This is a genomic window from Paenibacillus hexagrammi (genome assembly GCF_021513275.1).
GTDB classification, from domain to species: Bacteria; Bacillota; Bacilli; order Paenibacillales; family NBRC-103111; genus Paenibacillus_E; species Paenibacillus_E hexagrammi.
Genome location: NZ_CP090978.1, coordinates 1,713,983 through 1,734,064 on the forward strand (window position 1 = coordinate 1,713,983; position 20,082 = coordinate 1,734,064).

Annotated in this window: 18 protein-coding genes and 1 pseudogene; 14 read left to right on the forward strand and 5 right to left on the reverse strand. The window is 48.1% G+C overall.

The window, feature by feature from the left end:
- The first annotated feature begins 12 nt into the window (after window positions 1-12).
- Window positions 13-1,380, forward strand: coding sequence for an amino acid permease (locus L0M14_RS07305; protein WP_235121517.1), 1,368 nt, complete (start codon window positions 13-15; stop codon window positions 1,378-1,380).
- 2 nt (window positions 1,381-1,382) lie between these two features.
- Here L0M14_RS07305 and L0M14_RS07310 read toward each other — a convergent pair whose 3' ends face one another.
- The 3 genes from L0M14_RS07310 to L0M14_RS07320 all read right to left on the reverse strand — a co-directional run bounded on the left by L0M14_RS07310 (window position 1,383) and on the right by L0M14_RS07320 (window position 4,052).
- Window positions 1,383-2,009: a LysE family transporter gene (locus tag L0M14_RS07310; RefSeq protein ID WP_235121518.1), complete on the reverse strand. Its 627-nt coding sequence runs from the start codon at window positions 2,007-2,009 to the stop codon at window positions 1,383-1,385.
- Window positions 2,010-2,173: 164 nt separating this feature from the next.
- Window positions 2,174-3,115, reverse strand: a complete 942-nt coding sequence (manA, locus tag L0M14_RS07315; protein ID WP_235121519.1) for a mannose-6-phosphate isomerase, class I — start codon at window positions 3,113-3,115, stop codon at window positions 2,174-2,176.
- A gap of 22 nt (window positions 3,116-3,137) precedes the next feature.
- On the reverse strand, window positions 3,138-4,052 hold the full coding sequence (locus L0M14_RS07320) for an ROK family protein (protein ID WP_235121520.1): 915 nt from the start codon (window positions 4,050-4,052) through the stop codon (window positions 3,138-3,140).
- A gap of 101 nt (window positions 4,053-4,153) precedes the next feature.
- Here L0M14_RS07320 and L0M14_RS07325 point away from each other — a divergent pair, with 101 nt between their 5' ends.
- Window positions 4,154-5,197 (forward strand): LacI family DNA-binding transcriptional regulator, encoded by a 1,044-nt coding sequence (locus L0M14_RS07325; RefSeq protein ID WP_235121521.1) that lies wholly within the window; start codon window positions 4,154-4,156, stop codon window positions 5,195-5,197.
- A gap of 15 nt (window positions 5,198-5,212) precedes the next feature.
- Here L0M14_RS07325 and L0M14_RS07330 read toward each other — a convergent pair whose 3' ends face one another.
- Window positions 5,213-5,986, reverse strand: coding sequence for a helix-turn-helix domain-containing protein (locus L0M14_RS07330; protein ID WP_235121522.1), 774 nt, complete (start codon window positions 5,984-5,986; stop codon window positions 5,213-5,215).
- Between the two features lie 304 nt (window positions 5,987-6,290).
- Between L0M14_RS07330 and L0M14_RS07335 the strand changes: the two genes are divergently transcribed.
- From L0M14_RS07335 to L0M14_RS07385, 11 genes are all read left to right on the forward strand, one after another.
- Window positions 6,291-7,373: a Gfo/Idh/MocA family protein gene (locus L0M14_RS07335; protein ID WP_235121523.1), complete on the forward strand. Its 1,083-nt coding sequence runs from the start codon at window positions 6,291-6,293 to the stop codon at window positions 7,371-7,373.
- Window positions 7,374-7,384: 11 nt separating this feature from the next.
- Window positions 7,385-8,242 carry a sugar phosphate isomerase/epimerase family protein gene (locus L0M14_RS07340; protein ID WP_235121524.1) on the forward strand — a complete coding sequence of 286 codons (858 nt, stop codon included), beginning with the start codon at window positions 7,385-7,387 and terminating at the stop codon, window positions 8,240-8,242.
- A gap of 85 nt (window positions 8,243-8,327) precedes the next feature.
- Window positions 8,328-8,717 carry a DoxX family protein gene (locus L0M14_RS07345; RefSeq protein ID WP_235121525.1) on the forward strand — a complete coding sequence of 130 codons (390 nt, stop codon included), beginning with the start codon at window positions 8,328-8,330 and terminating at the stop codon, window positions 8,715-8,717.
- A gap of 257 nt (window positions 8,718-8,974) precedes the next feature.
- Entirely contained in the window at window positions 8,975-9,919 is a 945-nt protein-coding gene (locus tag L0M14_RS07350) for an ABC transporter permease (RefSeq protein ID WP_235122844.1), read from the forward strand.
- A 15-nt stretch (window positions 9,920-9,934) separates the two neighbouring features.
- Entirely contained in the window at window positions 9,935-10,822 is an 888-nt protein-coding gene (locus L0M14_RS07355) for a carbohydrate ABC transporter permease (RefSeq protein WP_235121526.1), read from the forward strand.
- 78 nt (window positions 10,823-10,900) lie between these two features.
- Window positions 10,901-12,598, forward strand: a complete 1,698-nt coding sequence (locus tag L0M14_RS07360; protein WP_235121527.1) for a type 2 periplasmic-binding domain-containing protein — start codon at window positions 10,901-10,903, stop codon at window positions 12,596-12,598.
- A gap of 136 nt (window positions 12,599-12,734) precedes the next feature.
- Window positions 12,735-14,645, forward strand: coding sequence for a sensor histidine kinase (locus tag L0M14_RS07365; protein WP_235121528.1), 1,911 nt, complete (start codon window positions 12,735-12,737; stop codon window positions 14,643-14,645).
- A complete protein-coding gene (locus tag L0M14_RS07370) occupies window positions 14,623-16,185 on the forward strand; it encodes a response regulator transcription factor (protein ID WP_235121529.1) in 1,563 nt (520 codons plus the stop codon). Before L0M14_RS07365 ends, L0M14_RS07370 begins: the two co-directional genes overlap by 23 nt.
- 89 nt (window positions 16,186-16,274) lie before the next feature.
- On the forward strand, window positions 16,275-16,685 hold the full coding sequence (locus tag L0M14_RS07375; protein WP_235121530.1) for a GNAT family N-acetyltransferase: 411 nt from the start codon (window positions 16,275-16,277) through the stop codon (window positions 16,683-16,685).
- Between the two features lie 56 nt (window positions 16,686-16,741).
- A complete protein-coding gene (locus L0M14_RS07380) occupies window positions 16,742-16,951 on the forward strand; it encodes a helix-turn-helix domain-containing protein (RefSeq protein ID WP_235121531.1) in 210 nt (69 codons plus the stop codon).
- Window positions 16,952-17,093: 142 nt separating this feature from the next.
- The gene (locus L0M14_RS07385) at window positions 17,094-17,759 is read left to right on the forward strand and encodes an NAD(P)H-dependent oxidoreductase (RefSeq protein ID WP_235121532.1); all 666 of its coding nucleotides are present in this window, start codon (window positions 17,094-17,096) and stop codon (window positions 17,757-17,759) included.
- Window positions 17,760-17,823: 64 nt separating this feature from the next.
- On the opposite strand, the pseudogene L0M14_RS07390 reads toward L0M14_RS07385, so the two are convergent.
- A pseudogene (locus L0M14_RS07390) lies at window positions 17,824-19,061 on the reverse strand (MFS transporter).
- Window positions 19,062-19,173: 112 nt separating this feature from the next.
- Between L0M14_RS07390 and L0M14_RS07395 the strand changes: the two are divergent.
- A complete protein-coding gene (locus L0M14_RS07395; protein ID WP_235121533.1) occupies window positions 19,174-19,986 on the forward strand; it encodes a helix-turn-helix domain-containing protein in 813 nt (270 codons plus the stop codon).
- Window positions 19,987-20,082: the final 96 nt, after the last annotated feature.

Sequence of the window (20,082 nt, forward strand, 5' to 3'; positions counted from 1 at the left end):
GCTACGGGATCAATGAAATGGTGGCAGCTGTCACTCTTTGGAGTAGCTTGTACGATTGGAACAGGCTACTTTCTTGGTTCTGGAATTGCCATAAAAGTTGGCGGTGCTTCGGTCGTTCTACTATTTATACTTGCGGCATTTGGGACCTATATTGTCTTTGATGTTTTATCCCGTATGACGGCTAAGAATCCTCAGAAGGGCTCATTTCAGGTTTATGCGAGAAAGGCATATGGCAGGTGGGCCGGCTTCAGCAGCGGTTGGGTGTATTGGTGTTCAGAGCTTCTTATCATGGGCAGTCAATTAATTGCACTTTCTTTATTTACAAGAGTCTGGCTTCCCAACATGCCTATGTGGTTGTTGTCAGCAGGATATGCCATCTTAGGAATAACCGTTATTTTACTTGGTACCAAGGCTTTTGAAAGAGCTGAGCATGTGTTTGCTGTTGTGAAAGTATCGGCGATCGTTATGTTTCTGGTTATCGCGGCAGCCGCGTTATTCGGTTGGTTAAAAGGCAATGCTCCCGAGCCTAGGTTCCCGGCCACCTCTCGTGTGATGTTTCCTGGCGGCGGACTCGGAACTTGGTCCTCGTTCATCTATGCCTTCTATGCCTTCGGCGGCATTGAAATCATGGGACTTATGGCGACAAGGTTGAAGAATCCTCAGGAGGCGCCAAAATCAGGGAAAATCATGCTTTTGCTATTAACCTTGATCTATATTGCTTCGTTGGTGCTGGTGTTAACTCTGGTTCCGATTGATCAGATGAATGGGAAGGACAGTCCGTTTCAGATCGCATTAAACAGCTATCAAATTCCCCTAGTCCCGCATATTTTTAATGCAATCCTCATTGTTGCCGGCTTCTCTACCATGGTTGCTTCCTTGTTTGCAGTGACAACTATAATGGTCACTTTGGCCGAGGATCAAGATGCTCCCGGTATTTTTGCAAGGAAGACAAAGGGGAAGCGTAAGGTTCCGCTGCCTGCAATCGGGCTTACGTCAATAGGGATATCCTCCTCAGTCTTCATGGCGTTACTGCTGCCGGAAGAGCTTTTTGAGTACATAACGACTGCAGCCGGGATCATGCTGCTTTATAACTGGCTGTTTATATTATTATCTTCGGGAAGGCTTCTGGATTTATCGGTTTGGGGGAAAATCAAAAGATTTCTAGGAATGGGTCTCATCCTTGCTGCAGTAGGGGGAACATGTTTTCATCCTACAAGTCGTCCAGGATTCTGGATCAGTCTTCTTTTTATAGGGATCATTGGCGTTCTGACCTTCATCGTAGAGCTTGTTCGCAAAAATAATGCAATGGTAATAAGCCTGGAATTCACTCCGAGGAGCAGTTCCAAGCTTCATCCAAAAAAGAGCAAAGATGAGGTGTAAAGCTAACTAATGATCAAAAGAAATGCTTCTTTGCCGAAATGGAGGCCAAATGTAATCAAAGACATCCCCGATACGATTGAAATGATCGTTAATGCTTTCGGTGTCAAAAACCTTCGAAATGTACTGGCTAGAGAAGACATGATCATGTCCCAAATCAAGATGCCTAGGAACATAGCTGCTGTATGAAGGAATATGTCAGGTTTGTTCAGATCTGTGGTCATATCAGCCAAAACCGATCCGTAGATCCCTAACCAGAAAAGTATGGTTAAAGGGCTTGATATCGCCATAGCAAAACCGACAACAAACGATTTCAGCGGCGTTTCATCACTTTGAGTACTCAACGTGGTCATTTTTCCGGCTTTCAGTAAACTTTCAATTCCGGCATACATGAGAACAAAGCACCCAAATAACCATAGAAATGTCTTCATGAACGGCGTAGTTAGAAAATGAATAACACCGAAATAAATCAAAAGCATGAGCAGGGCATCCGCACACATGGCCCCTAAGCCAAGCAGCCAAGCATGTGTAAAGCCCTTCCTTATTCCTTTGTCCAGCTGCGCGGCATTAATGGGGCCGATTGGAGCCGCGAGCGACAAGCCAAGAAACATAAAGCTGAAGATGGTATGCATGTTCATGCTCTCCTATTCGGCAAGATAAAGTCATGAACAAGATATTCAGAAGGGACAGCTTGTATGCTATCTGAACGATACTTTCATCTGTCAGTAACCAGCATTTAAAAATGCGCAGCATTGGCTGGGGTTAGTAGCCCGCATCCGCGCTGCGCATTTCATATTTATTCGTGAGAAACGATAAGCTCAAGCGTTCCGTCTAATTGGAAAGCTTCAAATCCAAGAGGTAATAGGAAGTGATCGCCTTTTGTCAGTTCATATGAAACTTGACCGGCTATCAATTTGCCTTCACCGGACAGCACGCTGAAGATGGTGAACTTGGCAGGCGCTTCAAATGAAGAAGGTCCGTCCACGTTCCATTTCTGAACTGTAAAGAAGGAATTGGACACATAGGTGACAACCTGCGTCTGTCCAACTGAATCTGTGCGGTACTCGGTGGTTGCCGAAGCGTGAGGAACAGTCGTGACCTCAATCGCTTTGTCCAGGTGCAGCTCGCGGAGGTTGCCTTCGGCATCCCGGCGGTCGTAATCATAAACCCGGTAGGTTGTATCGGAGCTTTGTTGTGTCTCCAGCACAACAATGCCTTTGCCCAGGGCATGGATGGTTCCGCTCGGCACATAGAAGAAATCGCCGGCCTTCACCGGAACACGCTCCAGCAGCTCGTCCCATTGGCCCTGTTGAATCATCGTTGTGAGCTGCTCTTTCGTCGCGGCTTTATGCCCATAAATGATTTCCGCGCCGGGCTCAGCGTCCACAATGTACCAGCATTCTGTTTTGCCTAGCTCGCCGTTCTCGTTCGCCATCGCATAAGCGTCCTCAGGATGAACTTGAACGGATAGATCGTCCGAAGCATCGAGGATTTTGGTCAGCAGCGGGAATTTAGCGGCGTTGGAGCCGAACAGCTTGGGATGTTTCTCCCATAGATCTCCTAGCATCGTTCCAGCGTATTCGCCATTTACGACTACGCTCTGACCATTCGGATGGGCGGATACGGCCCAGCACTCACCTGTTTGCTCGGAAGGGATCTCATAGCCGTACAGGTCGCGAAGCTTCGTACCTCCCCAAATACGGTCTTTAAAAACAGGCTTCAAAAAAATGGGTTGCATCGATAGTTCCTCCAATATGTAATTAATAGTTCACATGAACAAGCGCTGCTGCTCCGACAAGTCCTGCATCTGTTTGCAGCTGAGCCGGAACGATTCGTGTATGGCGTCCGCCTGGGTTAAGCGCATGTGCTGATACATAGGATCTGACAGCTTGAAATAGCGGTTCTCCAACTTGTGAGACACCTCCGCCAATAACGATGGTATCGGGATCGAGAATGTTAATCAGCGATACACAGCCCATGCCTATATATTGATACAATTTGTCTACTAATTCAACCATATTTTGGTCACCTTCATTGGCAAGATCAAACACTTCTTTGGAAGTGACGGTTCTGCCAAGGAACTCAGAAGCCTGTCTGGCGATGGCGGTACCTGACGCTACCCATTCCCAGCAGCCAAGCTGTCCGCATACACAGCGGCCGGCAGAAGGATCAATGACCATATGCCCGGCGTCGCCGGCATTCCCGCTAGCTCCTGTCAAAAGCTTGCCGTGCAAGTAGATGCCCGAACCAATCCCCGTGCTGATCGTGACGAACACAAAATGATGGCTATCCTTCGCGGCTCCGATCCATTTTTCCGCAAGTGTAGCTGCGGTTGCATCATTTTCCATACGGATCGGATAGGGCAGATGCCGCTCGAGCTCCTTCACAAGCGGGAAATCCTGCCAGCCTGGCAGGTTAGGAGGGCATGTGATCCGGCCTCCTGCAGGATCAAGCGGTCCAGGTGCGCCAATACCGATGCCGAGTATGGATGAATCTTCAATCGAATGTTGGTGCAGCAGTTCTTTCACTGCAGCTGCTATCTGCTCCACCATTTGGGGAGGAGAGATGCTTAAATCGGTCTTGATCGTGTGTTTAGCAGCTATGGTGCCCTGCTCATCAACGATTCCAATTGCTGTCTTTGTTCCGCCTATATCAATGCCAATCGCTAATTTCAAGGATGTTCCCTCCAGAGTCATATGGTTACTTGACAAAACTTGATAAAATGAATAATGTCAAGTTACAATAATTGTAGCATAGGTGGAAGGATTTGAACAACATGGCGAGGCCCAAAAAAGTCTCTATGCAGGACATTGCTCAGTACTTGGGCATATCGAAGAATGCCGTTTCCTTAGCGCTTTCGAACCGAAAAGGCGTGAGCGAAGAGTTGAGGCAGCAGGTGCTGCAAGCTGCAGAAGAGCTCGGCTATGACAAGCACATCGGACAGGACTTAACCGGCAAGCAAGAGCATAGCGCGGTATTGATTCTTGTGCCGGAGCGAATTATGAGCTATGAAGATAATGAGCACTTTTTGTTTTATCATGATTTGATATGGGGATTGGAGCAAAAGCTTAGGGACCAAGGCTTCAGCGCTGTTATCCAAAGAATCAGCCTACAGATGGAACAGAGCCTGTTCCTACCCGAGCTGACTCACTCCATTAACTTTGATCGCGTTATTCTCTTCGGAATTGTGAGGGAGGAGTACGCAAGGCTGGTCCAACAGAAGTGGAGTAGCTTGCTTATGTTCGATTCTTTCTATCGCAGCGTTCCCGGACCGGCTGTTACTTCAGCTAATGTAGAGGGGGCCTATACGGCGGCCCAGTACCTGCTTGATCAATGTCACCGGAGAATCGGCTTTATCGGTCCGGTTCATCTGACGACTAGTCATGAGGAGCGTTGGTTCGGCTTTTGGAAAGCTCTTAGCGAACAGAGCGTAATGGTAGATGAATCGTGCTGTTTGCTGGAGTCGAAAGGATTTCACCACACAGAGGAAGAAATCAGGCATTTTCTGGATACGTGCGGGCACCTTCCAACGGCCTTCTTGTGCGGAAATGATCGAATTGCACTACTGCTCATGACAGAGCTGCAAACTCGTCAGATCCGGGTGCCGGAGGATATTTCCGTTATCGGTTTTGACGGGTTGGACATGTCGGCATCCTCTGAACCGCCGCTGACAACGATGAAGGTCGATAAGAACGGAATGTGCGAAGCTGCGGCTAGGTGGCTCCAGATGGAAACCGGACGGAAAGAGGCTCCGCCCAATATGAGATGGTACGTGCCAGTCTCATTGATCGCACGGAGCTCAGTGAAAACATTGGTATGACAAAGGGCCATGGAATCAACCCTGCTTTATAGAATGCCTGAGGGACGTAGAATCGTCCCTCTTTTGCTTCCGATAGTCCTTGGGGACAACGCCTTTGATTTCCCGAAAAATACGCGAAAACGTTTTGTAGGAGCCATAGCCTACTTCTAGCGCGATTTCGGCCACGCTCATATCGGTGGAAGCAAGCAAGCTGCAAGCATGACGCAGCCGTAGATCATGAAGAAAATAGACAAAGCTTTGACCTGTCGTTTGTTTAATTACTTCGCTGATTCGAGACACACTCATGGAGAATTGTTCGGCCAACTCGGAAAGCGATAATTCTTCCTGATAATTTCGATGTATGTAATGAATGATCGGCCAGATGGAGGTAAGCTTGGGCATTGGATATGCCGCTTCAGTCCGTTGTTGCTGGCCTGTTTGTCGCACCCGGTCAAACCGGACCAAGATTTCCTTCAGCTTCACTTGCAGCATGGTTCTGCGCCAAGACTCGTCTCCCAGATATTCTTCGAACATATCTTCCAGCAGCTTGACCATGCGGATCTGCTCGTGCGGGCCGAGTTGTACAAAAGGAGGGAGCGGGTTGATCTCATTGAATAGCCCCGACAAGCCTTCATCGGCCCCCGGCTCCATCAGCAGATCCATACTGAACATGCAGTTATACAGCACTAAGGTACTGCCCGGATCTGTGAACAGTTCGTGTACCTGGTAGGGAAGCACGAAGGTAAAGGTTCCGGGAGACATGAGATGCTTGACACCGTTAATGGTCTCAGCCCCATGACCTTCAATCACATAGGAAAATTCCAAAAATCATGGCGGTGTGCAAAATATCCCCGCTCCAGCCGATTCAAGCTTATATGCAAGGGTGAAGCTGTGTTCATATTTGGGTACGTTTTCAAATAAGCGGGAAAGTAGGTCATAGATTGCTCGGCTCCTCCGAAAAAATGGGACATTTTTCGAAAAACAAGGTACGCTTTTTTCTTCCTTTTATTCTACCATAAATATCAGAAGTGCATCTCGGGCCAGATTGAAACGAGCACATCCCGGTATGCACTGAGAATGTGAATCGTAGACACAGAACAGGGAGGAAATAAGAATGGCAGCAAATCAAAAAGTACGAATTGGCATCATCGGCGCAGGTAATATTGGTGGTGTACATATTGAACAATTTTCCAAGCTGGCTGATCAATGTGAAATCACCGCGATCACGGACGCTTACCTGCCTCTTGCTGAGTCTAGAGCTAAAGCCAACGGCATTGCCCAAGTCATGGCTACGCCTGAGCAGCTAATTGAAAGCGCTGACGTGGATGCCGTCATTATCGGAGTACCGAATCAATTCCATGCTCCACTCGCGTTACAAGCGATTCAAGCGGGCAAGCATGTGCTGCTCGAAAAGCCGATGGGTATCAATTCCGAAGCGGCGCGCCAAATTTATGAAGCAAGCAAGGCTTCGAATCAAGTCGTTATGATCGGACATCAAATGCGCTGGGAAGCCGTGCCGATGCAAATCAAGGAGCAGATTGATCGCGGTGAGCTTGGTCATATCTATAACGCTAAAGCGGGTTGGTTCCGCCGCAAAGGGATACCCGGTTGGGGAACATGGTTTACACGGATGGATCAATCGGGCGGCGGCCCGTTAATTGATATTGGTGTGCATATGCTTGATCTGGCGCTTTACTTGATGGGCAATCCCAAGCCCGTATCGGTATACGGCTCAACTTACGCAGAGTTTGGTCCCAAGCGTAAAGGGATTGGAAATTGGGGCAAGCCGGACTGGAACGGCGTATACGATGTAGAAGATCTGGCTACCGCGCTGATTAAAATGGACAATGGCAGCACACTGTCTCTCGAGGTGAGCTGGGCCGTTCACATGGACACCGACAATACGCCGTTTGTACATCTTATGGGCTCGGAAGGCGGGGCAAGCTATAGAGGAGCTAGTGGTAAGCTTCTGACGGAAAAGTTCGATCGTGCGATTGATACGGATTTATCCCGACCGGAACACGATGAAGGCGAACGCATAAGGCTTAGCCGGCATTTCCTGGAGTGCATCAAGGAAGGCAAGCAGCCGATCACATCCGCGCTTACCGGATATACAAACAATTTGGTGCTGGATGCGATTTATGAATCTTCTCGGACAGGGAATGAAGTCAAGCTGAATTGGAATGCAGAATCGTAGGAGGGATCGCAATGCTCAAAGGATTAACCCGCGCGGGTCTCGGGTCCATTCATAGTGACGAGCGAATGATTGAACTGGCAGCCGAGTACGGCTTTCAAGCTGTCGACCTGGATGCCCTTGGACTCATAGAGCGCCACGGAATCGAAGGGGCTAGAGAACTGCTGTTGAGGCACAACATTGTCATAGGCGCCATTGGCCTGCCGGTCGAATGGCGAGGGGCGGAAGAGACGTTCCGTGAAGGGCTAAGCAAGCTGACGGCAGCAGCTGAGGCAGCGTCACAGCTGGGCTGCAGGGCATGCTGTACCTACATTTTGCCTTCAACGGATCTGAAGGCGGCGCATTTTATGGCGCTAGCCACGAGGCGTTTGCGTGTATGCGCTCAACTTTTAGCTTCCTATGGTATGAAGCTGGGTTTAGAGTTTGTAGGTCCTCATCACTTGCGAACGCAATGGGCGAATCCGTTTATTTGGACTGTGGAAGAGACACTGGATTGGATCGAGGCGATCGGGGAGAGAAATGTCGGTTTACTGTACGATTCGTATCACTGGTATACTAATGGTTTAACAACTGCTGATATCCTGAAGCTTCATGCCGATCAAATCGTACATGTCCATATCAATGATGCGCCAGATGTTCCCGTCGAAGAGGCGTTGGATAATGGACGAGTGTACCCTGGCGAGGGAGTGATTGATCTGGCAGGCTTTCTTCATGGACTTCATTCAATCGGTTACCAAGGAGTGGTCGCACAGGAGATCTTATCTTCGGCGGCTCCCACAGAGTCTCCGGAGATGCTGACACTGCGCTCCAAAGCAGGGTTCGATAAGGTGTTCGCGGCAGCAGCTGAACAGGATCGATGGCAAGAGAAATAGCAATTGAAAAGAAATGTGCCTGAACCCACTATGCTAAAATCCATATATAACAAGAATTCGATTTTAGTGAGAAGGGGAAATCCACATGCCAGCAAACAAACAAAAAATAAAAACCATAGCCTACTGGGTGACCACCATTCTGGGGCCGGCGAGCTTCGTTATGGGAGGCTACTTGTTCACAACACACGGCGCACAGCAGGTAGAAACGCTGCAGCACCTTGGTTATCCAGTCTATGTGTTAACTATGTTAGGTATATGTAAATTGCTGGGAGTCATCGCGATTCTGGTTCCGCGTTTTCCGCGTTTGAAGGAGTGGGCGTACGCCGGATTTTTCTTTGATCTTGCCGGCGCAGCAGCGTCTCATGCTTTCTCGGGAGAAAGTCTCTTCGTCATCATCCAGCCGCTCGTCTTCCTGGTGCTGGTCATGGCTTCGTGGGCGCTGCGTCCTGCCAGCCGCAAATTAGCGTCTAAATAAGTTGGAAGTAAAACCAAATAGCGTTCAATCCAATGAGGTCTCCGTTTTCGATAGCGGCAGACCTCATTTTGCATTCGTGAAACAAGCTCATGTCGATTATACTTGCGGCAAGAAACCTGAAAAATGGTGACCACAGCTAAAATTTGAAGCCTTACATGACAAAAGGAAAAGGCATACAATTGACAATATGAAAATGCTTACACAATAGTGAAGGTTTTGGAGGTGCAGCGAGATTGAACACAAATAGTGATATCCCCCTGGTACAGCAAGAGTCGCAAACAGCGAAGCGCACATCCTCTAAGCTGTTTAAGAGGCTGTATTCACAGCGATACTTACAGGCTATGGCGCTTATTGGGATCGTGTGGATGCTCATCTTTAACTACGCTCCGATGTACGGAATTATCATTGCATTCAAAGATTTTGATATCATCAGGCCGGTTTCGGAGGCTCCATGGTCAGGTTTGGAGCACTTCAAGGAATTCTTTGAGGATGAAAATTTAGTTTCCGTCATAAAAAACACGCTCGGGATGAGCCTGCTCAAGCTGATAATCGGTTTTCCGCTGCCAATCGCGTTTGCCTTGTTTTTGAACGAGCTAAGATCGGTACGATACAAAAAATTCGTCCAAACAATTTCTTACCTGCCGCACTTTCTCTCCTGGGTTATCCTTGGCGGGATTCTGGCTACTTGGCTGGCTGACGTCGGGATTATCAATGATTTGCTCATTGCCTTGAAGGTCATTAAGGAGCCGATTTCTTATCTGGCCGAGCCGAAATACTTCTGGGGCATCGTCGTTACCTCCGATATATGGAAGGAGCTGGGCTGGTCAGCGATTATCTACTTGGCCGCCATTACGGGCGTATCTCCAGAAATGTATGAGGCAGCAACGATTGACGGGGCAGGACGTTTTCAGAAAATGTTCTACGTGACGCTTCCTTCTATTAAAGGGACGATTACGATTTTGTTTATTCTCGCTGTCAGCGGGATTCTGAATTCCAATTTTGATCAAATCCTCGTACTCAAAAATCAGCTGAATGAAAGCGCAAGCAGCGTAATTGATGTCTACGTGTATCAAGTCGGTATCAGTCAAAGCCGTTATTCCTACGCCACGGCAGTAGGGCTGATTAAATCGATCATCTCGCTCATTCTACTGTTATCAGCCAACTCGATTACCAAACGATTGAATAACACTTCATTATTTTAAAGGAGGTGGACAGACATGTTCTCACTTAAACGCAAAACCCTTCAAGAGGCGTTGTTCGATCAGTTTAATAATCTACTCATGCTTGTAATCTGCTTCGCCACGTTATATCCAATCTGGTATGTGCTCGTCAATTCGTTCAATGACGGCAATGACGCCATGAGAGGCGGTATTTACTGGTGGCCTAGGATGTTTAGCATAGATAGTTATACGGCTGTATTTGCCAATGACGGCATTATGATGGCCATGGGTGTGACAGTCGCTAAGACGTTTGTTGGTACGGTCATTCACGTGCTCTTTACCGCCATGGTGGCTTATGCTTTTTCTCGCAGAGAGCTCATCGGCCGCAAGGTATACATGATGATCGGCACCATTACGTTGTTTTTCAGCGGGGGACTCATTCCTACTTTTTTATTGATTCGGGATTTAGGGATGCTTGACAGCTTCTGGGTCTATATTATTCCTGCCATGTTCAGCTTCTTCGATCTCATTATCTTTGTATCCTTCTTCCGGGAAATTCCCGATGCATTGGAGGAAGCGGCTAAGATTGACGGTGCGAATGATTTCAAGATTTTTTACCAAATCATCTTACCGGTATCCATGCCCGTGGTTGCTACGATTGCATTATTTCACGGCGTTTATCAATGGAACGATTATTTTACCGGCATGATCTACATTAATAACACCGATTTGCAGCCGATTCAAACTTACCTCTACCGCGTTGTGGCGCAGTCAAGCTCCAATCAGATTGCTGCTGCAGCTACTGGCGATTTAGCGAGAACCGTATCCTCGCAATCGATTAAGCTTGCTACGATGGTTGTCACGACCGTGCCGATCGTACTGGTGTATCCGTTCATGCAGAAGTATTTTGTAAAAGGTTTCATGATTGGCTCGGTGAAGGGCTGATCCGTTCAGCAGGGTGAAAGTCTTTGTTTTTGACAGAGATTGAACATACCATTATGATTCAGAAAAGGGGTAAAGTACATGAGAAAACCACGTAAAACTTTAACTACGCTGTTAGCGTTGGTTACAGCCTTCTCCATTACGGCTTGTTCGACCAGCGGCAGCGGCAGCGCTCCCAGCAGTGCAGAACCTTCCAAAGCGGCGGATCCTGCGGCACAAACGGCAGCCCCCGCGGTCAACGCGGATGAGCCCGGCTGGAAATCCGATACGAAGCCGATTACCTTCGACTGGTATCTGAATTTCTCCTGGTTTCCGAACAAATGGGGCGTAGACGCTACATCTCAATACATTACGAAGAAAACCGGCGTAAACATCAATTTTATCGTTCCTGCAGGCAATGAAAATGAAAAGCTGAACACCATGATTGCTTCCGGTAAGCTGCCTGATTTCATTACACTCGGCTGGTATGAGGATGCCGTGAAAAAGATGATCGAAGGCAAAATGGTACTTCCGCTGAATGAGCTTGCCAAGCAGTACGACCCGTACTTCTTCAAAGTCGCAGACCCGGCTAAGACATCCTGGTATACACAAAAGGATGGCAACTTCTACGGCTATCCGAATGCGTCCTCTTCTCCGCAGGATTACAAGAAATACGGTGAAAACTTCGTTTCTAATCAGACATTTATGGTACGCAAGGATATGTACGAAGCGCTCGGCAAACCGGATATGAGCACACAAGAAGGTTTCTTGGCTGCGCTTAAAGCAGCTAAAGAGAAGTTCCCTGAAGTCAACGGACAACCGCTCATTCCGCTGGGGCTTCACGAATTTAACGAGGTGGGTAACTATTCCCTGCTGGCCGGTGACCAGAACTCGTCGATGCTGCAAAACTTCCTGTCCATCCCATACGAAAAAGACGGCAAGCTATACGACCGTTCCACAGATCCTGAATTTGTAAGCTGGCTCAAAACATTCCGCAAAGCGAATGAAATGGGGCTTCTGGCTAAGGATATCTTTATCGACAAGCGTCCTCAAATGGAAGAAAAAATTGCGCAAGGCCGTTATTTCGCGATGCTGTACCAGCGTTCCGATATGGCGAACCAGAACATCTCGCTCTATCAAAAGGATCCGAACAAGGTCTACATTGCTGTTGACGGACCTGCAAACTCCAAGAAAGACGCTCCGACCCTGGCAGGACCTGGGATCTCCGGTTGGACGGTAACGCTGATTTCCAAAGATGTCAAAGATAAAGCTAGAGCGATTAAATTCCTGAGCTACTTGATCAGTGAAGAAGGCAACAAAGATCTGTACCTTGGCGAGAAGGGCGTCAGCTACGATACGATTAACGGCAAAGATCAATTCAAGCCGGAAGTGCTGGATTTGATGAACAAAGACCGCTCTGCATTTGATAAAAAATACGGCTCCTCCTTCACATTCTGGATGCTGATGGATACCAACATGAATCTGCAGTGGGCTCCGCCAAGCGTAGAGCCGATCAAACAGCCGGAAGAGTGGACCAAGGGCAAAACGAAGAGCTTCTCTCAATATGATAATATCAATCCTACCGGGACCTCTGAGGAAGGAATGGCGCATACGAAGATCGGTCAACTATGGGGCAAAGCCCTGCCTAAGCTGCTGCTTGCCAAGTCCGACAGCGAATTTGACCAAATTTTTGATAAATACCAAAAAGACCGTGATGCTGCCGGCTTTGCTAAGGTCAGAGATTATCAAGAGCAAGCGTTTGAAGCCAATAACAAGAAGATCGCCGAATTCTCGAAATAATTCCTTGCTGTACAGCTGTAAGCCCGAGAGCCCGCTAACACGGGTGCTCGGGTTTTTCGCATCAGATTTTATGCGCATCCGTCTGAATTTGTATTATGATAGGATTACAGAGAATGGAAAGGCTGGATGTGCCATCATGATCAAAGTCTTGCGTAAAGGTAGAAAACAGCTCGCAGAAATGACAGATCGGGTTTCGATACAAACCAAGCTAATCTCCGCTTATATCATCATCATCTTAATCCCGATCATCCTATTCGCATGGTATTTATTTAACGAATTTTATAAGAATACGATTCAGGATACGCTTAAAAATAATCAGTACGCACTGGAAAGCGAAAAGTCCAGCATCTTGAATAACGTTGAAATCATGGGGCGGGCGGCGCAGCTAGCCATCGTTGACAGACAAGTCATTGATTATTTGACAAATCCAAGAGAGCTGGATGTTTCCGAGCTTGTTGATTTCAATCTGAACATCTTTCCGAACTTGCAGCGGCTTATGTTCAATAACCCTAATATCGCTAATGTCCGGCTGTACACGGATAATGCGAATATGAAGGAAATATGGCCTGTTATCTTTAATGAAAACCGCATCTCCTCAAGAGCCTGGTATCAGGATGTGCTCGCCCGCAAAGGGATTGTGTGGTGGGAAGTGTTAAAAGACGAGAAAGATATTATGAATCGTTATGATACGGAAAATGAAGCGACGTCAACCTATGTCTCTCTGCTTAGGGAAATATCGCCGAGCGGTAAGCACGTGGGTATTTTGGAAGTCGATATGTTAATCGATAAATTTTTTCAGAAGACCTTCAGCCATATACAAGACGGCCAATCACAAATGCTTGTCATAGATCGGGATATGCGTATTTTTGGAGCGGCGGATAGTCCGTTTTTGGGGCATATGGATCTGGACCGATTGCGCGAGGAATGGGTAAGCCACTCCAAAGAGGATGGCTCGGATTTTACATTTACCGCCGGAGACACACCGTATCTCGTGCTATCAACGTCAATTAAGCCTCTGGATGCCTACTTGCTCAACATTGTGTCATTGAAGGATTCGGTTACTCGCATTCAAAAGACACGAAATTTGTTCATTGCAGCAGCCATTATTCTCATTGCGCTCATGTCAGTGATCACTTATTTTCTGCAGTCTTTGATTTTGAAGAAGCTGCATATCTTGAGAGATTCTATGAAAAAAGTGCGCAGAGGCGATCTCAATGTACAAATTGATATCGACGCAGGCGGGGAAGTGGGGGAGCTGGCGCACCATTTTCGGCAAATGATGAAGAAGATGAACGAGCTGATCGTCGAAGCTGTAAATAAACAAGCGGCAACGAAAGAGGCGGAGTTAAACTCGCTGAAGAACCAGATCGATGCCCATTTCTTATACAATACACTTGAAAACTTGAAAATGATGGCGGAGGTAGAAGGGCAGTTTACGATATCTGATGCGTTAACCTCGCTAGGCGCTATGATGCGCTATAGTTTGAAGTGGTCGAGTGATCATGTTCGGCTCCGTGATGAGATTCAGCACATTCAGAACTATATTGCCATTATGAATATTCGCTATGATGATAAAATCAAGCTGAAGCTGGATATACCGGAGGGCTATCTCGAGCAGGAGGTGCTGAAAATGTCTTTGCAGCCGCTAGTCGAGAACGCAGTTAAGCATGGGATGGTCACCGATCGAACCCGGCGGGATGGACTTGTGATCTGGATTCGGGCTTGGGTGAGCGAAGATTACATGCTCATTGAGGTTGAGGACGATGGAGCCGGTATGACGGAGCGGAGGCTGAGGGAGCTGCATGAGCGAATGACGATGGAGGACACCGTTTTTGATCAAAAATACGGTCACTCCTCTTCAAATGATCGGGAGGGTAACGGAATCGGCCTGCGTAATGTCATGCAACGAATTACCATGTATTATGGTAACGAGAACGGAATCAAGGTGGAAAGTAAAGAAGGAGCTTACACGCAAGTGAGGATCAAGCTGCCTTATCTCATATTATCCGGAGGAATGTCTGCAGATGAGAAAAGTGCTTATCGTTGACGATGAAAAGAACATTCGGCTGGGCCTTAAAGCGATGATCGAACGGGAATTCCCCGGATTGTATGAATTCAGCTTTGCCGAAGACGGTCAGGAAGCGCTGGATAAGCTGATCGGCTCGGATATCGACGTGGTCATCACAGATATACGTATGCCGATCATGGACGGGATCGCGTTAATCAACCACATTCAGGAGTTTGATCCCAAACCGGCTGTCGTCATACTAAGCGGTCATGATGATTTTCAATATGCCAAGGAAGCGATTCGCTGCGATGTGAAGGATTATTTGCTGAAGCCGATTATCCGGGATGAATTGTCGCGCACGCTGCTGCGGATTGAAAAAGACCTGCAGCAGAAGGAACAAGTGGATCAGCAATTGACCAATTCCATGCAGCAGCAGGAAGCTTTTCAAGAAAGTCAGTTTCATTATTTGCTCAATCACCCGCATCTGGCTGATATCGAGCTCCATCAGAAGCTCCAGCAGATTGATATGCTGTGGCTTAGTGGCGGCTTTCAATTGGGAATCTTGAAGTACAAGGGCTCTATTGAAGGAATGGGCCACACGGAGCTGTCCGCACGTATCCAAGCTGAGCTCAGCAATGTACCGGAGCCCTTCCGGTATCCCAGAGCATTTACATTTGATAAAGAAAATCAGCTTGTTCTCATCGCGAAGCACCGGGAGCTGTTTCAATTTTTGGCGGAACGTATTGCTGGCTCGGGTTATTTTGCTTATAGTATGGGGCTGAGTTCCTATGGGTCAGGCTCGAATTGGCTGCATACGGCGTACGAGGAGGCACTTCTTGCTCTCAAATATACGTTCCTGCAATCGGGGCCCGGCATTATCAGGTACGAAAATATTGGACAGAAAAGCAAAGATTTTGCCGTCCCGATGGAAACCATTAAAAAAATCGCCAATATGCTAGGTACCGGCAGAAATAAGGAAATGAAAACGCTCCTCCTGGAACTGCTGGATATGAAGACGGTGTCCCGGTACGACATCAGCTATTTGGAGGCGCTCAGTCAAGCATGTAACGAGCATATTTTTGATAGAGTGTTTCACATCTACGGAGGGGAATCGGTAGAAATTCTTCGTCTGTTCAAAAAGGTCGGAGATATTCACCATTTTCATTTTTTTCATGATTATTTTCACAGTATTGAAGGTCTGCTCTATCGATTGAATGAATATGTGTCCACGGTGAAATCGTTCAGTATCGATCATAAGGAAATGAAAAAAGCAGTTCTCTTCATGCAGGAAAATTACCACAAGGATTTGAATATGACCATCGTATCCAACTATGTATCCCTGAACTACTCTTATTTCAGCCAGGCATTTAAGGAGTACACAGGAGACAGCTTCGTTAACTACCTTAAGAAATTACGGATTGACAAGGCGAAGGAGCTGCTTGAGACTACCGACCTGAAGGTTTATGAGATCAGCGAGAAGTCCGGCTTTGAGAATACCAAGCATTTCAGCCGCGTATTTAAGGAGATGGAGGGTGTGACGCCTCAGGAGTATCGGGAGCAGCGTGAAGTGATGCGCTAATCCTGTCACCTTGGGGCGAGATTTAGCGGTTTCTGCGGTTGCCCGGGAAATACCCCAAGCTCAATGCGCAATAGAAAGGAATATCGTTTATGAATAGAATGTTTAGAGAATATGTGATCAGCTCCGATAAGTCGCTCCTTCAGATCGATGCGATTGCATCCTTCTTACGCAGAAGCTATTGGGCGGGGGAAAGAGCACTCGGTACGATTGAGAAATCTATTGAAAACTCCATGTGCTTCGGTGTATATCATGAGGACAAGCAAATTGCATTTGCAAGGATCGTTACAGACTATGCAACCATGTATTATTTGGCGGATGTGTATGTAGATGAGCAATATCGGGGACAAGGGATCGGAAAGGCGCTCGTGCAGGAAATTATTCATTGTGAAGAATTACAAGGACTGACCGGTTTACTTGGTACGAAGGACGCTCATGAGCTGTATGAGCAGTTCGGTTTTGAGCGCGATGCCGCGCGGTTTATGAGAAGAGCAGCGAGGTAATCTGATGAAGCTGGACACATGAGTAAAACAATCATCAAGTCGGGAGGTGAAGCTGTATGACATTCGGAGAACGTCTACAGGAGCTCAGAAAAGAGCGTGAGATGTCGCAGCGAAAATTGAGCGATAAATCCGGCGTTAGTTACTCACTGCTAAATGCCATGGAAGTCGGTGAAAGAACGCCAACGAGGGAAGCGATCCTATCGTTAGCGAGAGCGTTACAATGCCAGGACGCTGATGAGTTATTGCGACTTGCAGGGTATGAGTGAATTACTTAACGGTATAAATTTTGATACTACATTACATAAATGTGCGTACTTCCATTTTGTGTCATACTCTTTATAATCGTAAATAGATGTCGCGATGAACATTCATCGGACACGATTATGAATGAAAGAAGGTTATACACTTATGGCAAATGTACAGGAACAAATTATAAGCGCGTTCCAATTCAGACATGCGTGCAAGGAATTCGATCCGGCGAAAAAAATCAGCGATGCGGATTTCGCGTTTATTTTGGAAACAGGACGCTTGTCTCCAAGCTCCTTTGGCTTTGAGCCTTGGAAATTTGTGGTGCTGCAAAATCCGGTGATCCGTGAGAAGCTTCTTCCTATCTCTTGGGGAGCGCAGAAGCAGCTGCCGACCTCCAGCCATTTCATCATCATGCTCTCCAGAACCAAGGAGGATTTGACCGCTGATTCCACTCATATCCGGCATATGATGCAGGATGTGCAGCAGCTTCCCGAAGAAGTGCAAAAGGGCAAAGAAAGCATGTTTGCCAAATTCCTTGAATCCGATTTCGATCTACTTGGCAACGAAAGAGCTATGTTTGAGTGGGGAAGCCGCCAAACCTACATTGCACTTGGCAATATGATGACGGCTGCAGCCCAAATTGGCGTTGATTCCTGCCCGATCGAAGGCTTCGACAAGGAGAAAGTCGAGCAGTTGCTTCGTGAGGAAGGGATTCTAAAGGGCAATTATGGCGTAGCTTGCATGGTTGCCTTTGGCTACCGGGTGAGGGAGCCTCGTGCGAAGACAAGACGCTGCAAGGAAGAAGTCATTCAGTGGGTTAATTAATAGAGAGACAGCCTATCGTGTGCATAGGCTGTCTTTTGCCTTTGCAGTACACTGTGCGCTGCTCTTATGAGGCTTCCTTCTGCTGCATCAGCCTGGCGTCACGGGGCAGGAAGAAGGCGCAAAGTCCCAGCAGCGGAAGGAATGCGCATAGCTTGATTGCGAAAGTGACGCTGGTCATATCGCTGATCCATCCAAGCAGCACGGAGCCAAGACCGGCCATGCCGAATGCCAAGCCGAAGAACAATCCGGACACCGTGCCGACATGATTCGGCATCAGCTCCTGCGCATAGACGATAATGACGGAGAAGCCTGACATGAGGATTAAACCTATGGCGCAGCACAATACGAAAGCAACTCCAGACGAGACAAAAGGCAGCAGCAGCGAAAACGGAGCGGTCCCCGCGATCGAGATCCAGATCATCGTTTTACGGCCAAAACGATCCGCCAGCGGCCCCCGAGCAAGGTACCGACCATCCCCGCGAACTGAAGTGCAAACAAACACAGCTGTGCGCGTGATATTGGGAGGTTGTAATGCTCGATAAAATAAAAGGAATAAAAGCCTGTCATACTGGCAATATAGACGAATTTGGAGAAGAGCAGGGCAATTAAGACAGCCATGGCTCCGACAATAAATTTTGTCGTATGCGGCGAACGCGCACGTTCAACAACAGCTGCGGCACTTGTCGAGCGTTTAGCCGAGCTGTAGGCTAATTGATCTGCATACCATCTGCTTATGATCAGTTGTACAGCAATGCCGATCACAGCTGCAATGGTGAACCACAGGAAGCCCTTTGGCCCATGCGGCATGATGATGAAGGCAACAAGCAGCGGTGCAAGTGCTTGGCCGGTGTTGCCGCCGACCTGAAATACGGACTGTGCTAGGCCGCGTCCCTTCCCCGCTGCTAGGCGCGCTACGCGAGAGGATTCAGGATGCAGCACGGACGAACCGACGCCGATCAAGGCGGCTGATACGAGAAGCATCCAGAAGGCTTGTGTGTAAGCAAAGCCAAGGAGGCCGACGAGTGAAAACACCATGCCTAGGGGCAACAGGCCTGGCATTGGCCTGCGGTCCGACATATAGCCGATCAACGGCTGCAGCAAGGAGGCTGTGATGTTGAGCATGAAGGCAACCCAGCCGATTTTGGTAAAGCTGAGATGCATGGAGGCTTGAAAAAGCGGAAAGGCCGATGGAACGGCTGTCTGCATCGCATCGTTCAGCAAGTGGGCAAAGCTGACGCCTGCAAGAATGGATACGGCCGAATAGCGCTGAGACTGAATGGCCGCAGTTTGAGTTTGAGACATAAGATCTCCCCCTTTCATTTTTTACAAGTATACCCAATGGGAGTGTACAAGGTCGTTGTGAAAATTGCTGCGAAATGAGCAATTTTTGCTATAATGGGGGCAGGTGATAACGATGCAGGTAAAAGCGGAAACAGCTTGGATTGAATTGTGGCAGGGCAGTAATGAATTCAAAAATGTTCCACATACACACGAGAATTGGATGCAGATCACACTTCCTGTGAAAGGTGTTTGTCATTTTACTCAGGAAGCGCGCAGCTATGCGTTAGGGCAGGGCAGCGGTCTGATCCAACCGCCGGGGATGAAGCATCATTTTCATCTCGGGGAGCAGGCCTCTGTCATCATTCTTAAAGTACAGGAAAGAGGCCTTGGAGGCATGACGGCGATTCATCCTCCATTTATAGCAGGTGCACAACAAGATGTTCTGCAAGCGTTCAATCCGCCTGCGCTCGTCAGCCGCTTTCAACATTGGATGCTCTCTCTAATGCAAGGTCAAACGCTTTCAGATCCTTTGGCTGTGCAGCAGGTGGAGCACGATGTCCTCGCCTTCCTCGGCGACTGGCTAGGGATAAGCAGGTCAGAGCCTGCACAATCCGCGCTGCCGGAGGGGATTACGGACCCGCACATGCTGCGAACGCTTGAGTATCTTCACGATTGCTATGAACAAGCCATCTGTGTGGACGAATTGGCTGCACAGGCACTGCAGAGCCGGTTTCATTTCATCCGCTCCTTTCGTAAAGCTACGGGCACCACGCCTTATCAATATTTGCTCTCCTTGCGGATCCAAGAAGCGATGCGCAGGCTGCGCCGCACGGAAGTGTCGATCGGGGGTATCAGCGCCGATTTAGGGTTTTCCAGCACGAGCCAGTTTCATCGTGCTTTTCTACGAGCGACGGGGGTGACCCCGCAGCAATACCGTCAGGGATAGCCTCTGACAACGGAGGCGGTAGCTGTTGCTACTGCTACAGCAGCTACAGCTACCGCGCCTACTGCAGATACAGCAGCTACAGCAGCTACAGCAGCT